The sequence below is a fragment of the Roseobacter fucihabitans genome, assembly GCF_014337925.2.
GTDB classification, from domain to species: Bacteria; Pseudomonadota; Alphaproteobacteria; order Rhodobacterales; family Rhodobacteraceae; genus Roseobacter; species Roseobacter fucihabitans.
In genome coordinates this window covers 3,843,114-3,862,710 of the sequence record NZ_CP143423.1, presented here as the reverse complement: position 1 = coordinate 3,862,710, position 19,597 = coordinate 3,843,114, and the positions used below count along the sequence as shown (strand labels likewise).

The window sequence follows — 19,597 nt, the reverse complement described above, 5'->3', positions numbered from 1 at the left end:
AAAAGTAACACCAAATCAAAGGCTAACCAAAGGGTGGGGCCTTTGGACCATTTATTTCGAGTGAATTGGTTGACAGAAAGTTAAGGGCATTGAACACTACCATCGGGGATTTGGGATTTTTTTTGCCAACCTGAACGTTTTTTTATGATCCGTGATTTTGCGGGCAATTTTATTTGTGAGGGATTTATGAATTCTCCTTTGACGTCTGAACAACTCATTAACAGCTTCATTGTTGGAAACCAGAACGAAGCCCGCGTGCAAGCGCTCGCAGATGGCAGCTACGTCGTGGTTTGGGTGTCTGAGGCACAGGACGGCAATCAGGCCGGGATTTTCGCGCAACGCTATTCTGCACAGGGCGAACGCATCGGTGCACAAACGCAGGTCAACGACACAGCCATCGAAATTCAGCGGGATCCCTCCATTGCCGCAACTCAAGACGGCGGTTTTGTCATCGTTTGGGAATCGCGAAATCAGGATGTGCCGGGGAGTTTTGATTTTGGTGTCTATGGCCAGCGTTTCGCGGCGGATGGGTCCAAGGCGGGCGGAGAATTTCAGGTTAATGCGGTAAATACCAGTGCGACGCAGTTTGATCCTGAAGTGGCGGGCTTGCCCGGCGGCGGCTTTGCCGTGACCTTCACGGATGATTTTGGCGATATTAGCAGCGATGGCATCCGCGTGCGTTTTTACGATGCGGCCGGTGTGCCAGCCGGCGCAGATGTTCAGGTCAATACCGAAACCTCCTCCAATCAAAGCGAGCCTGCGCTTGCAGCCATTCAACCCAGCGGCGGCGCAAATAGCCTTGCGGCTGGTGGTGTCGTCGTCGTGTGGAACAGCCCGGCCTCCGCGACGGCTGGCGATGGTTCCGGCGCTGGCGTCTTTGCCCAAATTCTGGCGCTGGACGGGACATCTATCGGGGGCGAATTCCAGGTGAATACCACCACGCCCGGCTCCCAAGGGGACCCTGCGGTCGCGGGCTTGGACGGTGGTCGTTTCGTCGTGACCTGGGACGATAATAACGCCGCTGATGGCAGTGGTTTTGGGATCTTTGCTCAGGTTTTCGAGGGTGACGGCAGTGCGGTCGGCACGGAGTTTCAGGTAAATGTAGAAACTTCGTCGACTCAATCCGATCCCGAAGTCACCGCGACCACGGATGGTGGCTTCGTCATCAGCTGGACATCCGCAAACAGTGGCACCGCCGGTGATGGTAGCGGCAGTGGCGTTTTCGCGCGCCGCTTTGATGCTGACGGCGTAGCGCAATCCGGGGAAATTTTGCTCAACGAAGAGACCTCCGGTGAGCAGATACGCTCTGATGTTGCAGCATTGGCAAATGGTGATTTCGTCTCGGTCTGGACCTCAGATACCTCCGGCAATGCGGGAGATGGGTCGAGCCAAGGTGTATTCCAGCGCATCTTCGGCGATGAGGCGACGTTCAATGCCCCCTCTGCGCGCCCCGAAGTAGAAGCCTTTTCAACCGTAAGGGTGTTTTCCGAAGCCGAGGTAAACGCGGCACCACAACGTCTGGATTTTGACGGGGCGGTCGCGTTTTCTGATGCAGATTCCGCTGATTTTGACGGCGGGCGCATTGTCCTTTCTTCCATAGGGCAATCCTTGGTCGAAGACGGGTTTGCCGATCAGGATACAGATGCGCAACTGCAATTGGGCGTTGCATCTGCGGGCCCGGTTTCGGTGAGCGGCGCGACTGTTTCCGTTAATGGAACCGTTGTCGGCACGATCAGCGGAAGCGGGGCAAATGGGACGCCCTTGGTCATTGACCTCAATGGCGCATCGAATGCTTCTGTGGTGGAAATCCTGCTGGAAAATCTGACGTTTGCGATCTCCTCGGATGATCCGCGCGCCCAGACAACGCTTGAACTTCTGGTGGAAGACGGGGACGGCGCGACGTCCGATCCGGTCGTGATCTCTGTTGAGGTGACGCCTGAAACCGATGTTGATGGCTTCATCGGCGCCGAACGACAGGTCAACACGGTGACCGTCAACACGCAGACCGATTCAGCGATTAGCGGTCTGGCGGATGGCGGGTATATTTCGGTCTGGACCTCCACCAATCAGGATAATTCCGGCGATAACGACAGGGGCGTTTTCGCGCAGCGCTATGACGCCGCAGGCGGTGCCGTGGGCGCAGAATTTCAGGTAAATGCGACGGTGACATCCTCGCAGTTTGATGCCGATGTTGCGGGTCTGACCGACGGCGGTTGGGTGGTCGTTTGGGATGATGACACGATCACCGGTGTGCGCCTGAACCGCTATGACGCGGGCGGCGCATTGGTGGCGAGTGAAATACAGGTTGAGACCGAAACCTCCGCCTCACAGTTCCAGCCGCAGGTCACCGGTCTGAGCAATGGCGGCTATGTGGTCACATGGACCGCGCAGAATTCCGGCAGCGCCGGGGATGGAAATTCTAACGGTGTATTCGGCCAGCTGTTCAACGCAGCGGGCGCGCGAGTTGGCGGTGAGATCGCGATCAACACGCAAACCACTGGAGCGCAGGATACCGGCACGGTTGCCGCCCTCAGCAACGGGCGGTTTGTCGTTGTTTGGGAAGAAAATGACGTCGCCAACGGGGATGGGTCATCGACGTCTGTGTCGGCGCGCATCTTTGACGCCTCCGGCAGCCCGGAGGGTGGTGAGTTCCAGGTCAACACCTTTGCGAACAGTTCTCAGAACGTGCCGCGCGTGGCGACCCTGGAGAATGGCGATTTCGTGGTCGTCTGGCGCTCGGAGGGTCAGGATTCGAGTTCCGGTGGCATCTATTATCAGCGTTTCAACGATGCCGGTGCAGCGGTTGGCGGCGAGATCCGGGTGAATGATACCACTCCGGGCGATCAAACCACGCCCGATATCATCGCGCTGGACACTGGCGGTTTTGTAATCGGCTGGACCGATACATCGACAGCGGCACCGGGCAGTGGTTCAGATGTGTTCGTACAGGTTTTTGAGGCGGATGGCACGCGGTTGGACAGCGAGACGCGCATCAATACCGAAGTCGCCTCGACGCAGAACGAGATCGCCTTGGCGGCTCTGCCGAATGGCAATTTCGTCGTGCAATGGTCCTCGGAAACATCCGGGACGGCGGGGGACGGCAATGGGCGTGGGATTTTCCAGCAGATCATCGGGGATCCCGCCGAGATCGCGCAATCTGCGGCCCCGATCCTGCAGGGATTGCCTCTGATTGTGGCGTTGGATGAAAACGCGGCTAATATTGGGGCGCAAATCGTCTTGACGGGTGGTTTGTCCCTGACGGATGCGGATTCGACCGACCTTGAGGGCGGTGCCATTCGTCTCAGCCGGGTCGTTACGGAACCGCTTGCGGATCGTTTCAGCGCGCCGGATGATTTGACGCAGGATTCGGTTTTTGTGGCAATCGGTGGTGCGATTTCCCAGGTTGGGACGACCCTGCGTGTGGAGGGTGTGGCGGTTGCCACGGTGACGTCGGACGGGTTGAACGGTTCGGATTTAGTGCTGGATCTGCTGGCCGGGGCAACGCCGGATCGGGTCGAAACGCTTTTGAATGCGCTGACGTATCAGACAGATAGCGACAACCCACGCGATTCGCGCACCTATTCGCTGTTTATTGAGGACGGTGACGGGGGGCTGACACAGCCGCGCTCGCTGGAGATTCGCATCAATCAGGAAGCCGAGCCGGGTGCACCGGTTCCCGTTCCGCCAGAAACACAGGTCAACAGCTTCACCACGAACGCACAGGAGCAGCAAGAAGTCGCGGCCCTCAACGACGGTGGTTGGGTTGTGGTGTGGGAATCCGATGGCCAGGATGAAAACGGCGACGGTATTTTCGGCCAGCGCTATAATTCTGAGGGCGTGCGCCTTGGCGGGGAGTTCCAGGTCAATACATCGACCAGCGGCAATCAGATCGATCCGGTGGTAACAGGTCTTGCGGATGGCGGTTGGATTGTTGTCTGGGAAGCGCCATTCCTCGATGATCCGGCCAGCAGCGATTTTGGGATTATCGCGCAACGCTACGCTGCGGACGGTACGCCTGCGGGGGGTGAAACCGTTGTCAATACGATCACCGCGTCCACGCAATTCGATCCGGCGGTTGCGACGATAGCAGCGGGCACGCTGGGTTTTGCCAGTGGCGGCTATGTTGTCGTTTACACATCTGATTCCGGGGATGGATCGTCCGATACGATCCTGATGCAGCGATTTGCAACCGACGGGACCCCGGTTGGTGCGGAATCCGTCGTGAATACCACGACGCCGGGCAATCAGAGTGTCGCCGATGTGGCCGTCCTGGATGACGGTAGCATTGCGGTGAGCTATTTCTCATCCAACACGCTGTTCGTGCGTGTGTTTAATCCCGATGGCACGGAGGCCGTCGCAGAAGCACAGATTGCGACCTCTGCTTTGGACGCGGCCATTGCTGCGACCAGCGATGGTGGCTTTGTGCTCGCCTGGACGGACAACAGTGGTCTGGACGGCTCCGGTCAGGGGATCGTAGCGCAACGGTTTGACGCCACCGGTGCGCCTGCGGGTGGGACTTTTGTGGTTAATGACAGCTTTGTCAGCACGCAGGCCGAACCGAATGTCATCGGCCTGGATGACGGCAGTTTCGTCATCGCCTGGCGCGGTTTTTCGGGCAATGTGGATGCCAGCGGTGACGGCGTTTTGGCGCAGCGGTATGCAGCCACGGGCGAGCGGCTGGACGGGGAATTCCTGCTCAATCAGGACACCTTCGTCAGTTCGCAATTCTCGCCAAAGTTGGCGGCCTTGCCCGGCGGCAACTTTGTCGCAACCTTTGGCTCTGTGACATCCGGCACGTCCGGGGACGGCAGCGGCAATGGCGTGTTCCAGCAGGTGTTCGGCACGCCCTCGGATTTCACGCCGGGTGCGGCACCGGTGATCCAGGGGCTTTCCAAAACGGCGGTTTTCGGGGAAGCGGACGTCAACGCGGGCCTGCAACGTCTGGACGCGGATGCAACCGTGGCCTTTGGCGACACGGATTCCACCGACTTCAATGGCGGTGTGCTCTCGCTCGCCGTTTCGCAGATTTTCGATGATATCGAGCAACTCAATCCGGGCGATGATGATACACAGGATCAGCTCGGTCTGGTCGCCGGCAATGTCGGCAACGGGAATGTGCAATTCTCGGGGCTGGGGACGGGAGACACGGTCAGCGTGAATGGTGTGGTCGTCGGGACGATCACCAATAGTGGCAACCGGTTTGATATTACCCTGAACGCAAATTCGACCGCTGAAGCGGTGGAGGCGCTGCTCGGCAATATCGCCTATGGCAATGGCTCGGATGCCCCGGTCAGCCTGCGCCGTGTCAGCGTGGATTTCACCGATGGGGATGGGCAAAGTTCGCCGACCCAGTTGATTGAGGTCACCGTGACCCCACAGGTGGATTCGGCCCTTGTCGGTAGCGTTGAGCGCGGTGTGAACGCGCATACCGAGGGCAACCAGACCGATCCGCAGATTGCGACACTGACGGGTGGCGGCATTGTCGTGATCTGGCAATCGACCAATCAGGACAACATCGGTGATTTCAATACCGGCGTGTTCGGGCAACTGTATGATGCCAACGGAATCCCCATAGGGCCGGAATTCCTGGTCAATAATGAAGTGGTGAATGAACAGTCCCAGCCCGCTGTCACAGCCACGGCGAATGGTGGGTTTGTCGTGGTCTGGAACGCCAGAAATCAGGACAATCCGGGTGACAATGATTTTGGTATCATCGCGCAACGCTATGATGCGACGGGCGCGGCGCAGGGACCTGAATTCGTCGTCAACACATCGGTCGCCTTGACGCAGGTGTCTCCCAATGTCGCCGCTTTTGAAGACGGCGGCTTTGTTGTCACCTATGTGTCGGATGAGGGCGATGGTAGCAACGACGCGATCCTGAGCCAGCGATTTGACGCAGCGGGTGTGGCGGTTGGTGGCGAGATCACCGTTAATACGCTGACCGTGGCAGGCAACCAATCCCAGCCGGATATCGCCATGCTGCTTGATGGATCGGGCAATAATGCGGGCCATGTGATTGTCTTTACCTCCTTTGCGAGCGGGCTTGAGGGGGATGGCGACCGCAACGGTGTCTTTGCTCAGCGGTATGACGCGGCGGGTGCGGCGGTCGGCGCTGAGTTCCAGGTCAATACCGCCACGGCAGATGATCAATCTGAACCTGCCGTGATCGGCCTTGCGGGCGGCGGCTTTGTGATCGTGTGGACCGATGACGTGCAGGATGGTTCCGCAGGCGGTGTTTTTGCGCAGCGCTATGATGTGAGTGGCGCGACGGTGGGCGATGAATTCCGGGTAAACACCGACCGGATCAACAGCGAAAACGATGCGGATGTCATCGCATTGAGCGATGGCGGGTTTGTGGTCAGCTGGACCGCGAACGGCAGTCAGGACGGCAGCGGCGACGGCATTTTTGCCCAGCGTTTTGCCGCGGATGGCAGCCGCATAGACGGTGAAATCCAGGTCAATCTGGAGACCGCCTCCACGCAAAACCAATCCGCCCTGGCCGCCTATAAGGACGGTTTCGCGGCGGTCTGGTCGTCATTCAACAGCGGCGATTCCGGCGACGGTTCCAGCTTTGGCGTCTCGTTGCGCACCTTTGAATCCGCGCCTGCGGCGAATAATTCACCTGTGCTGGAAGATTTCGAACGCGATGTTCAGCTGTTTGCGGATGATATTGTGGGCGGGGCGCAGATTTTGGATGACGGGATTGGGTTCGCCGATCCCGATAGCGCGAATTTCGACGGTGGAACGTTTGAGGTCTATTACACGGCAGGTGTGACGGCGACGGACCAGTTGAGCATCGCCGCAGGTGGTAATGTGGCGATTGCGGGGAGCACAATCAGCGTTGGCGGCACGGCCGTGGCGACAATTGACGGCACGCAGGATGGCGTTAACGGGGCCTCCTTGCTGATCACCTTCAATGCCGACGCAGATGTCGCAGCCGTCAAGGCAATCGCCGAACATCTGGCCTATGGCTCTACGGATAGCGCGGCCAATCTGCAATTTACCAACCGCGGGATCGGGTTCGTGATCACGGATGGGGACGGGGGCCAGACAGAGCCGGATTCCGTCTTTGTGCGCATCACGTCGGGGTCTACAACGGCCACCGGCCTGACGCTGGATGACTTTGGTGATCCCGAAAACGAAACTGCGCAGCTTGATGATTTCCCGGCCCGCAGTGAGGCCGCGCTGTTCAATGCGCCGCAACTGATTGATGCCAATGTGGATTTCGACGATCTGGCGGGGACCAGCTTTGATGGTGGCTTCGTGCAAATATCGGAGGTCTTCAACTCCGGCTCAAACAAGCAACTGTCGGTGCAGGATCAGGGCTCCGGCACGGGCCAGATCGGTTTTGACGGGACAAATGTGTCCTTTGAGGGGACGGTCATCGGGACCGTGAACGCCACATCGAACGGCGTCAACAGCGCAGCACTTCGGATCGATCTGAACGCGGATGCGGCAGCGCAGGGTATTGAAGCGCTTGTCGAAGCCTTGACCTTTGGCATCAGCGGGTCGCTTACCAGCGCTAATGCCATCGGGTTTGACATCACGATTGGGAATCAGGCGGGCAATCAGACGGCGTTCAACCGGATGCAGCAGGACCTGATCCGTGATCTGGTCGAGACCACGGTTGATACAGGTGTGGGCCAGGAGTCCCAGGTCAACACCTTCACCAACAGCACCCAGCAGGCCCCGCGCATCGCGGAATTGAGCGATGGTGGCTATGTGGTGATCTGGAATTCCACGCAACAGGACAATCCGGGCACCGGGAACCGTGGGGCCTTCGCGCAACGCTTCAATGATCAAGGCCAGCAGGTTGGTGTCGAATTTCAGGTCAATGACAATGCGCTCGGTGACCAGATACAGCCGCGCGCCGAAGGTCTCTCCAACGGCAATTTCGTTTTGCTCTGGAACGAGAATACTGGCCGGGATGGCAGCGGGCAGGGCGTGTTCGGCCAGATGTATCAGAACGATGGCACCGAGGTGGGTTCTGCCTTTCAGGTGAATGAGGAAGTTTCCTCCACTCAGAACCAACCCGAAATTGTTGAACTGGGGGCGGGCCGCTTCATGGTGGTCTGGACATCGCAGACCTCGGCCACGGCCGGAGACGGCAGTGGCAACGGCGTTTTCGGCCGCACATTTGATGCTTCCGGCGCGCCGGAAGCTGGTGAATTCCAGATCAATGCCACGACCTCCGGCAATCAGCAGCGCGCGCAGGTCGCGGCGCTGGACAGTGGCGATGTGATCGTCGTCTGGGAAGAGCAGGGTGGCGGCGATAGCTCCGGCATCGGCATTTTTGCACAGCGTCTGGATACGGATGGCAATCTGGTCTCCTTTGACGGCACCCTTGCGGGCGCGGATGAACGGCAAATCAACACGACGGTGGCGGGAAGTCAGGACCGCCCGGATGTAGCCGCCCTCGGGACCAGCGCGACCCTGCCAAACGGCGGATTTGTGGTCGTCTGGGAGAGCCCGGATGTGAGCGGTGACGGGATATTCGCGCAGATTTATAACAGCGCGGGGGTTGCCCAGGGTGGCGAATTCCAGATCAATACTTCCACTCTCTCCACGCAATCCGATCCCATCGTTGTGGGGACGCCAGATGGTGGTTTTGTGGTCGCCTATGCGGATGCAAGCGGCGTTGACGGGTCCGGCACAGGCGTCACGGCTCAGCGGTTCAATGCGGATGGCTCGCCCAATGGTATCGCCTTTGTGGTGAATGAAGAGGTGTCCTCGACCCAGAACCAGCCGGACCTTGCCGTGCTGGCAAATGGCACGCTGGCGGCTGTCTGGGCCTCGCAGACTTCTGCTACCGCCGGGGATGGCTCCGGCGTCGGCGTGTTTCAGGCGCTGTTTGATCAGCCCATTCCTGCGGTTGGTGCAACATCTCCCGTTCTGGAGGGTGTCGAGGAGACCGTCACCTTTGATGAAAACGCCGTCAACGCTGGCCCGCAGCTTCTCAATCAGGATGGCGCGTTGTCCCTGACGGATGCGGATTCGCCGGATATGGATGGTGGCAGCATCCTTGTGCAGCGCATCGTTGGCAGCAGCCTTTCCGAAGAGCAGTTGCGCGGACCCGGTGAAGGCACAGCACAGGATGTGCTGGGTGTTCTGGCGGGCAATGGCGTCAGCGTTTCCGGCACTCAGATTTCTGTCAATGGCTCGGTCATTGGCACGATCCTTCAGGATGGCAGCGGCGGCAATCCGTTGCAGATCGCGCTCAGCAGTGCCGCTGCAGCGCCCGAAGCTGTCGAGGCGATCCTGTCCCAGCTGTCTTATCAGAACCTGTCGGACAATCCGCTGGCGCTGCGTCAGGTCGCCATTCAGGTCACCGATGGTGATGGTGGCTCAACCGGGTCGCAGGTCGTTGATATCGTAGTGAACAGTGACGTCGACCGGACCGTGCTGCCGCAGGGCGAGGAAGAACAGGTCAACACCTTCGAGACCGGTAACCAGAGTGATGCGGCGACCTCCGAGATTTACGATGCCGCCGGTGTGCAGATCGGTTATGTTGTGGTCTGGACCAGCCAGGATCAGGACCGCACCCAGGACGCAAGCGCAGGTGTTTTCGGCCAGCGCTATGACCTCAACGGCGACCCGGTTGGCGGGGAATTCCAGGTGAACCTGCATACGGAATTCGTGCAGAGCGATGCGACGGTAACTGGCCTGCCGACGGGTGGTTTTGTGATCGGATGGAGCGATAACAGCTTTGCGCATCCCGCAGGTGTGCCAGCAGGTGAGGTCAGCAATGGCACGTTCGCCCAGGTGTTTGACGAAAACGGTGTGCGGGTCGGGGATGAGTTCCTGGTCAACGATCTGACCAGCAGCACGCAAAGCCAGCTTGATCTTGCCGCCAAGGCGGATGGCACGATTGTTGCCGTTTACAGCGATTCCGGTGGTGCGGATGGCAGCGGCGTCGGCGTTTTCCTGCGCCAGTTTGATAGCAGCGGTGCCCCCCTTGGCGCGTCGGTTCAGGTCAATGAAGAGATTTCCTCGTCGCAGAACGATGCGACGGTCGCGGTCCTGAGTGGGGGTCGCATTGTTGTGACCTGGACGTCCACCGCCTCAGCAACGGCGGGCGATGGCAACGGCAATGGTGTTTTCGCGCGTGTGTTCCAGGCGAACGGCACACCGGTTGGTGGCGAATTCCAAGTGAATACGAGCACGTTGAGCAATCAGGATGCCGCGCGGGTTGCCGGTTTGGCGGATGGCTCGTTTGTCATCGTCTGGGATGACGATAGCGGCATTGACGGCAGTTCGACCGGCATCCAGATGCAACGGTTCGACGCAAATGGGACGGCGATCGGCGGCGAGGTTCTGGTCAACGAAAGCACCCTCAGCTCGCAATTCGATCCCTATGTGATCGCGCTGGATACCGGCGGATGGGTTGTGGCCTGGAGCGACAGCAGCGGCGGTGACGGCAGCGGGCAAGGCGTCTTTGGCCAGATATATGCGGCGGACGGCAGTCGTGTGGATGGCGAATTCCAACTTAATACCGAATTTTCATCGACGCAGGGCGAAGCCCGTCTTGTCGCTCTGCCCAATGGTGGCTTCACTGCGGTCTGGACGTCGACGACCTCCGCGACAGCAGGCGACGGCAGCGGCAATGGCGTTTTCCAGCAGGTCTTTGCCAACGCCGGGGACGTGCAGATCTCGCAAAACCCGGTTCTGGTCGCGCTGGACACAAGCGTCACCCTGCAAGAGGCAGATGTGAACGCGGGCGGGCAATTGTTCGCCACTGCCGCCGGTCTGGGCGATGCGGATTCGTCTGATTTCAATGGCGGCGTCCTGACGGTCTCGATGGTCGTCAATGACACGATCCAAAGCCAATTTGCAGCACCTGATGACGCCTCTCAGGACCAGTTGGGATTTGACACGAGCGGGATTCTGTCGATCTCTGGGACGACCTTGTCCGTTGGCGGCACGGCCATCGGGACGATCACCTCGGATGGTGCCAATGGGGCTGAGTTAATCGTTCAATTGAACGGTGCCGCGACACAGGAGCGTGTCGAAGACGCGGTCCGTGGCCTGACCTATGGCAATTCCTCGGATGACCCCGAAACGTCGCGCCTCATTTCCATTCAGGTGAATGACGGTGACGGCGGCCATGTGCGCGAAGTTGTCCAGATCGACATCCTGCCCGAAATCGACGGTGGGGTAGCGGTAGGCGACGAGGTCCAGACCAATTCCTTTACCACAAACGAGCAATCCGACAGCCATGTGGCGACGCTGGCGGATGGTGGATACGTAATCGTATGGTCATCGCGCAATCAGGATGCCACCGGGGACAATGATTTCGGTGTTTTTGCGCAACGCTATGATGCTTCCGGTGCGCCGGTGGGTGGCGAAGTTCAGGTCAATACAAATGCTGCCGCTGCGCAGTTCAACGCGCAGGTGGTCGGGCTCTCCACGGGCGGATTTGTGGTGGCTTGGGAGGATAATTCCGGGCTCATCGGCACCGATATCGATGAGGAAATCGCGCTTCAGGTCTTTGACGCGAATGGCCAGCGGGTCGGCACCGAAATCGCAGTGGCAAGCGGGTCACATTTCGATCCGGATGCGCCCAGTTTGGCCGCCTTTGACAATGGTGATTTTGTCCTGGCGCGCCACGGCCGTGATAATACCTCGCCCTTTGTTGATGAAGTATATGTTCAGCGTTTCAATGATCAGGGGGGCACCATCGGTTCGGAGAGCGTGATTGCGCCTCTGGGCTCGAGTGGCGCGCGGGAGCCGGACATCGCCGTGCAATCGGATGGCACCTATGTTGTGGTCTTCACGGATTTCAATGTCGACAACCCCGGTGACAATGACGCCGGCGTTTTCCTGCAACGCTTTGCGGCGGATGACAGCCAGATCGGCGGCCCGATCCAGGTCAATACCAACGAACGTTTCTCGCAGTTCGCAACAAAAGTCGCGGCAACAGAGGACGGCGGTTACGTCGTTGTCTTTGAGTCCGACATAGCGGATGATTTCGGGTACACGACATCGGCGGGCATTTTTGCGCAGCGCTATGACGGGGCGGGCAACCGGGTCGGCGAGGAATTCCTTGTTAATGAGGTCGTGGATAACGCGCAGTCCAGCCCGGATGTTATTGCAATCACGGGCGGTGGTTTTGCCATCACCTATAGTGATAATAACAGCACCGATGGCAGTGGCGTAGGCGTTTTTCTGCAACAATATGATGCCGATGGGAACCGCGTGGATGGCGCGCTTCAGGTCAATCAGGAGGTCAGTTCGACCCAGAACCAACCTGCGATTGCGAGCCTGCCCGGCGGCAACATCGTGGTGTCCTATACCTCCCAGACAAGCGCGACAGCGGGAGATGGTGACAATACCGGCATATTCCACCGCATCATCGGTGACCCGGCTGATTTCGCCACCGGCGGCGATCCGATCGTGGAGGGCATTAACCGCGAGGTGACCTATCTCGAAAACACCCTGAACGGTGTACCCCAATTGATTGATGCCAATGGTGCCGCAGCGGTGTCGGACCCGGATTCTGCGGATTTCGACGGCGGCTCGATCCTGGTGTCGAACCTGATTTCTTCGGCGCCGCTGATCAATCAGATCAACGCGCCTGATGATCTGACGCAGGATCAACTTGGCCTGCGTCAGACCACACAGATCGGAATCGCCGGGACGGCGGTTTCCGTCGATGGCATCATTGTCGCGCAGATCATTCAAAACGGTCAGGACGGCACGCCCTTCGAGTTGCGCCTCAATCAGAACGCCACGGCGGAGGTTGTGGAACTTCTGGTCGAGAACCTGACCTATCGTAATATCTCGGACGATCCCTTGCCGACGCGCGATCTGCGCATTCAGGTGACGGATGGTGATGGCGGCGCATCCATCCCGCAAATCGTCACGATCACGATCACACCCTCGCCAGATTCCGCGCAGCCCGTGGGCGGCGAGCAGGTGGTCAACACGACCGACACCGGCACGGAGGACAATCCGGCCATCGTGACCCTGCCGGGCACGGGGGGCGATTTCCTGGTGGTTTGGGAAAGCACCGGGACGGACGGCAGCGGCGAGGGCATCTTTGCACAGCGTTTTGACGTCAACGGTAATAAACTGGCCCGTGACGGTGCTGGCCTCGCGTCGGGGAGCAATGACGAGTTCCAGGTCAATACTACAACGCTCAACAATCAGAACGACCCCAAGATCGCGGCCTTTTCGGATGGCAGCTGGGTTATCAGCTGGACTGACAGTAGCGGTCAGGATGGCAGCGGGCAGGGCGTTGTAGCGCAGATATTCAATGCGGATGGAACGCTGAACGGCGGCGAGATTCTGGTTAATAACCTGACGTCTTCCAACCAATGGGACGCCGATGTTGCGGTGCTGGATGATGACAGCTTTGTGGTCACATGGACTTCGATCAACTCGGCCGGCGCAAGCGACGGCAATGGTAATGGTGTCCTTGCGCGCCACTTCAATGCGGACGGAACGCCGATCGCCGGACAATTCGTGGTGAACACGGAAACGCTCAGCACGCAGCAGAATCCGGCCATCACCCAATTGAACGATGGTGGGTTCCTGATCACCTGGGAGTCCTTTGCCTCCGCTGGCTCCGCAGATGGGGACCGCTTTGGCGTTTTCGCGCAGCGCTATGATGCCAATGCAGCACCTGTTGGTGTGGAATTCCAGGTCAATACCGCAACACGCAGCGATCAATCCGACGCAGAGGTCACGGTTTTGAGCGACGGCAATATCGTCGTGACCTGGTCCGACAGCGTCGCCGATCTGAGCGGACAAGGCATTTTCGCCACAATCATCGCGCCGGATGGCACGCCGGTTGTGGATGAGTTCCGCGTCAATGATCAGCGTTTCAGCACGCAGAATGATCCGGTTGTTGCGGCGCTCGACAATGGTGATTTCGTCATCGCTTGGGTCGATTCCGCCGGAACCGATGGCAGCGGGCAGGGGGTTTTCGCCCAGCAGTATGACGCCAATGGCGCGCGGGTGGACAGCCAGTTCCAGGTCAATACCACCACGACAGGTTCGCAGAACCAGCCCGATATTGCGGGGCTGCCCGGTGGTGGATTTGTCATTACCTGGAACGGCTCGGTGATGATCCAGATCTACGGCAATGACGCGCCGTCGATTTCCCCCGTGTCGGCGAGCGGTGATGAGGATACCGCCATCGTGCTGGATGCGGCGATCTTTGAGGCCGGATTCACCGATCCGGATGGCAATACGCTGGAAGAAATCCGCATTGAAACCTTCCCCGTGAACGGCGCGCTGGCGCTGAGCGGTGTACCCGTGATCGCGGGCCAGGTCATATCGCGCGCTGATTTGCTTGGCGGGAACTTGATCTATACTGGGAACCAGGATTTCAATGGGGCTGACAGCTTCCTGTGGACTGGTTCTGATGGCATTGCCTTCTCGTCTGATCCACCCGTGGCCGCGAATATCACCGTTGATCCGGTGAATGATGCGCCGGGTCTTGAGGCCGGTGCGGATACGAGCGTGGACGAAGGGGCCAATCTCAACCGTTCCCTGACACTCTCTGATCCTGACACGGATACGCGCAGTTTCACCGTGGATTACGGCGATGGATCGCCTGTCGAGACCTTCGACAGTGTCTCCCTGACCCCGGCGCTCAACCATGTGTTCGCAGGCGAAGGCACCTTTACCGTGACCGTCACGGTGGATGACAATGCGGGCGAGGCCAATTCCGTCGAGAGCGACAGTTTTGAGGTCACGGTGGTCAACGCCAACCCGAACGCTGCGAATGATTTCATCTTTGCCAATGAAGACGGCCCCGTGGCGTCGGGCAATGCGCTCACCAACGACACTGACCCGGGCAATGATGCGCTCTCCGTCAGTGCGGTGAACGGTCAGGCAGCGGATGTCGGGCAGCAGATCACATTGGCTTCGGGTGCCCTGTTTACGCTGAATGCGGATGGCAGTTTTGATTACGACGCCAATGGCCAATTCGAGAATCTGGCGGATTTCCAGAGCGCGGATGAGCAGGTCGATTATGAAATATCCGACGGTGAAGGTGGTACGGATACCGCCACGATCACCATCCGGGTCAGTGGTGAAAACGATGATCCCGATGCGGTGGATGATGGTTTCATCGCCAATGATGATAACCCGATTTCCGGCAATGTGCTGGATGACAATGGCAATGGGGCCGACAGCGATGTGGACACCCCCAACACGCTGACGGTCTCGGCAGTCAACGGCCAAGCGGGCGATGTCGGTAGCCTGGTTACGCTTGCCTCGGGTGCCTTGCTGACGCTCAACGCGGATGGGACGTTTGATTATGATCCCAACGGTGCGCTTGACGGTGGTGGATCGGATAGCTTTGACTATTCGATCTCTGACGGGCGCGGTGGCAGCGATACGGCAACGGTCAACATCACCGTCAATGGCACTAATGTCGCGCCGACCGCGCAGGATGATGCGATTGCCGCGAATGAGGATACGGCCGTAAACGGCGATGTGCTGGCCGATAACGGCAATGGCGTGGATAATGATCTCAACGGTGACACGATCACCGTGACGCAGGTCAATGGCAGCGCGGCAAATGTCGGTTCTGCGGTGGCGCTTGCGGGCGGTGGACAGGTGACGCTGCAATCCAATGGTCAGTTTAGTTTCGATCCGGCCAATGGTTATGAAGCTCTGGGCCTGGGTGAAACGGCGACTGAAACCTTTGAGTACACCATTGAGGACGGCAACGGCGGCAGCGACACGGCCACGGTGACCCTGACAATTGTAGGGGTAAATGACGCGCCCCTGGGGGCCACGGATACCGCCAGCACCGATGAGGATTCCACCGCCACCGGCGACGTGCTTGCCAATGACACGGATGTGGATAGCAATGACACGCTGGTTATCACCGAAGTTGGCGGCTCGACCCTGGCGGTCGGCGTGGCGACATCCACAAGCGGTGGCGGGTCGATCACGCTGGGGTCCGATGGGCTCTTTACCTATGATCCGGGCACGGCGTTCAACGGGCTGGGTGTCGGGCAATCGGCTACGGATTCAATAAGCTACACCGTGGCGGATGGTAATGGTGGCAGCGATACCGCAACACTGGTGATCACGGTGAACGGTCTGAACGATGCGCCCACGGCAAATGACGACATTCTGGCGGTCGGCGAAGATAACCTGCTGGCTGGAAACCTGCTCGATGACAATGGCAACGGTGCCGACAGTGATCCAGATGCGCCAGACACCCCGTTCGTAACGCAAGTGAACGGTGTGGCCGCGGACATCGGCCAGCAGATCACGTTGGCCTCCGGCGCCTTGCTGACGGTCAACGGGTCGGGCACCTTCAGTTATGACACCAACGGTCAGTTCGAGACGCTGAACACCGGGGACACGGCGACCGACAGCTTTATCTATACGATCAGCGACGGTAATGGCGGCACGGATACCGCTACTGCGACCGTCACGATCAACGGCAATGCGGATCTGCCGGTGGCTGGGGATGACAGCGCCAGCACAGATGAGGATACCCCGGTGAGTGGGGCCGTATTGGGCAATGACACGGATGCCGATGGCGATGTGCTGACGGTTTCTGCTTTGAACGGTGTTGCGGCGGATGTTGGGGTTCAGGTTGCGCTGGCTTCGGGCGCGCTGTTGACGCTAAACGCGGATGGGACGTTTGATTATGATCCGAACGGGCAATTTGAGGCGCTTTCGGTCGGTCAGACCGGCGCGGATAGCTTCACTTATACCGTTTCGGACGGCAATGGCGGGGCTGACACGGCCACGGTGAACATCGATGTGAACGGTGTGAACGACGCGCCGGTGGCTCAGAATGACTTCCTGTCCACGGATGAGGAAACCGCGCTGGTTGGCCTCGATCTTTTTGCCAATAATGGCGGTGGCGTGGATAGCGATATCGACCAGCTCGACATGATCGTGGTAAGTGCGGTGCAGGGGCAGGCGGCAAATGTCGGCACCCAGATCACGTTGGCCTCGGGCGCGGTGATCACGGTTAATGCGGATGGCACGGCCAGCTATGATCCCAACGGCGCGTTTGAGGCGCTGGGTGTGGGCGTGGATGTGACCGATAGCTTCACCTATACGATCAGCGACGGCAATGGCGGCACGGATACCGCCACGGTCAGCATCGACGTGAACGGCGTGAATGACGCACCGGATGCGGTGGATGACACGTTGGGTGTGGGTGTGGATGCAGCACTTTCGGGCAATGTTCTGGCGGACAATGGCAATGGCGCAGATCGCGATGTGGACGCAAGTGATACGCCTCAGGTGAGCGCGCTTAACGGCTCCTCTGCGGCTCTCGGGGTGGCAACGACGCTGGCCTCGGGCGCGATTGTGACGCTGAACGCGGATGGTACGTTCGAGTATGATCAGAACGGCGCCTTCAGCGGTCTGGCCTCAGGTGCCACGGCCTCTGACAGCTTCGCCTACACCATCAGCGATGGCAACGGCGGCACCGATACGGCCACGGTGACGGTGACGATTGGCGGGTCGAACCTGCCACCGGTGGCGATTGATGATGGGTTCATCACGGATGAGGACACAGGCTTCACCACGGGCTCTGTGCTTACCAATGATACCGACCCGAACTCCGATCTGTTGAGCGTAAGCAGCATCGATACGACCGCTACGCTCGGCACGGTGATCGATAATGGCGATGGGACCTTTGACTACAATCCCAACGGTCAGTTCGAGAGCCTTGGTGTCGGGCAAACAGCGGTCGATAGCTTCACCTATACTGTCAGCGACGGGAACGGTGGTAGCGATACCGCCACGGTAAATATCACCATCAACGGGGTGAATGACGCGCCGATTGCTGTCGATGATGTGCTTGGTGTCAGCGAGGATGCCGGGGGATCGGTTGTGCTCACCAGTAACGATACGGATATTGACGGCGATGATGTGGAGATCGGTTCCGTTGATACCACCGGCACTGTCGGATTGGTGACGATCGAACCGGACGCTGACACGGCCACCTACGACAGCAACGGCCAATTCGAGAGCCTTGCCCTGGGTGAAACCGCTACGGACAGCTTCACCTACACCGTCAGCGACGGGAATGGTGGTTCGGACACGGCAACGGTCGATGTGACGATTACGGGCGTGAACGACGGTCCGGTGGCGCAGGATGATACCCTCGCCACGGATGAAGACACGACCTTGTCCGGTGCCAGCGTGTTTGATGACAACGGCAACGGTGCTGACAGCGATGTCGATACCAGCGACGTGCTGACGGTTTCTGCGGTGAACGGCGTTGCGGCGAATGTGGGGGCGCAGGTGACGCTGGCCTCTGGCGCGCTCTTGATGCTAAACGCGGATGGAACGTTTGACTATGATCCGAACGGGCAATTCGAGGCGCTTTCGGTCGGTCAGACCGGTGCCGATAGCTTCACCTATACGATCAGCGACGGCAATGGCGGCACGGATACGGCCACCGTGAACATCGACGTGAACGGCGTGAATGACGCGCCGGATGCGGTGGATGACAGCTTTGGCATTGGCCTCGGCGCGGCGCTTTTGGGCAATGTTCTGGCGGATAACGGCAATGGCACGGATAGCGATATTGACGCAGGCGACACACTTTTGGTGAGTGCGCTGAATGGCTCCTCTGCGGCCCTTGGGGTGGCAACGACGCTGGCCTCAGGCGCAATTGTGACGCTGAACGGTGATGGGACGTTCGACTATGATCAGAACGGTGCCTTTAGTGGCCTTGCCTCAGGTGCCGTGGCGACCGACAGTTTTGAGTACACCATCAGCGACGGCAACGGCGGCACGGATACGGCCACGGTCACGGTCGCAATCAACCCGCCGGTCGGGGAGGTCATCGCCGAAGATAACGATTACACGGTCACAGCGCAGGCCTTGGATGATGCAGGGAAATTCCTCTTCCGCCTCGGTGCGAAAAACGACAATACCGACTTGCTGGCCAATGACACGGGCGCAACCCAGGTTATCTCGGTCAATGGGGCTGCCTTTGCTTATGGCATCTTCTTTGACGGCGACAACGGCGGGCAATTCCGAGTCTATGAAGGCGGGGTCATTGATTTCCGCAACCAGGGCAGTGTGATTGGACCGGATGACATAACCGGTTTCACCTATACTGCCAGTGACGGAAACGGTGGCACCGATACAGCCCGCGTGACATTTACAATCGGGCCAGACATCGCGCGCGATGATGCCTATCAAGTTTCCGAGAGCCAATTGGACGCGGCCGGTAAATTTCTGTTCCGCATCGCGGCCAAGGATGAGGATAGAGAGTTGCTTGCCAATGATCTGGACGTGGATGAGATCATATTCATCAACGATCTCCCCATCCGGCCAGGGATTTTCTTTGACGGTGATAATGGCGGACAATTCAGGGTCTATGAGGGCGGTGTGGTTGATTTCCGTAATCAGGGCGATCTGGTCGAGGTGGGCGATACAACCGGCTTTACCTATTCAGTGGACGATGGAAACGGTGGCACCGACAGTGCGACAGTGACATTGGAGATCACCCCGGATGAGTTTGTCTTCTGGTAAAGTCATGGCCCGCGCCGCGCTCACGTGATCACGGCATGGGCCTGTGCGCCCCCGATGGGTTCCAAGAACCCAACCTGGACGTTAATGTGACAAGACCCTTAAAACTGTTCCGCACATA

At 59.0% G+C, this 19,597-nt stretch carries 1 protein-coding gene; it reads left to right on the top strand.

All coding sequences use genetic code 11. The features are described from left to right. Positions 1-186: 186 nt before the first annotated feature. Entirely contained in the window at positions 187-19,479 is a 19,293-nt protein-coding gene (locus ROLI_RS18975; protein ID WP_262386371.1) for an Ig-like domain-containing protein, read from the top strand. Positions 19,480-19,597: the final 118 nt, after the last annotated feature.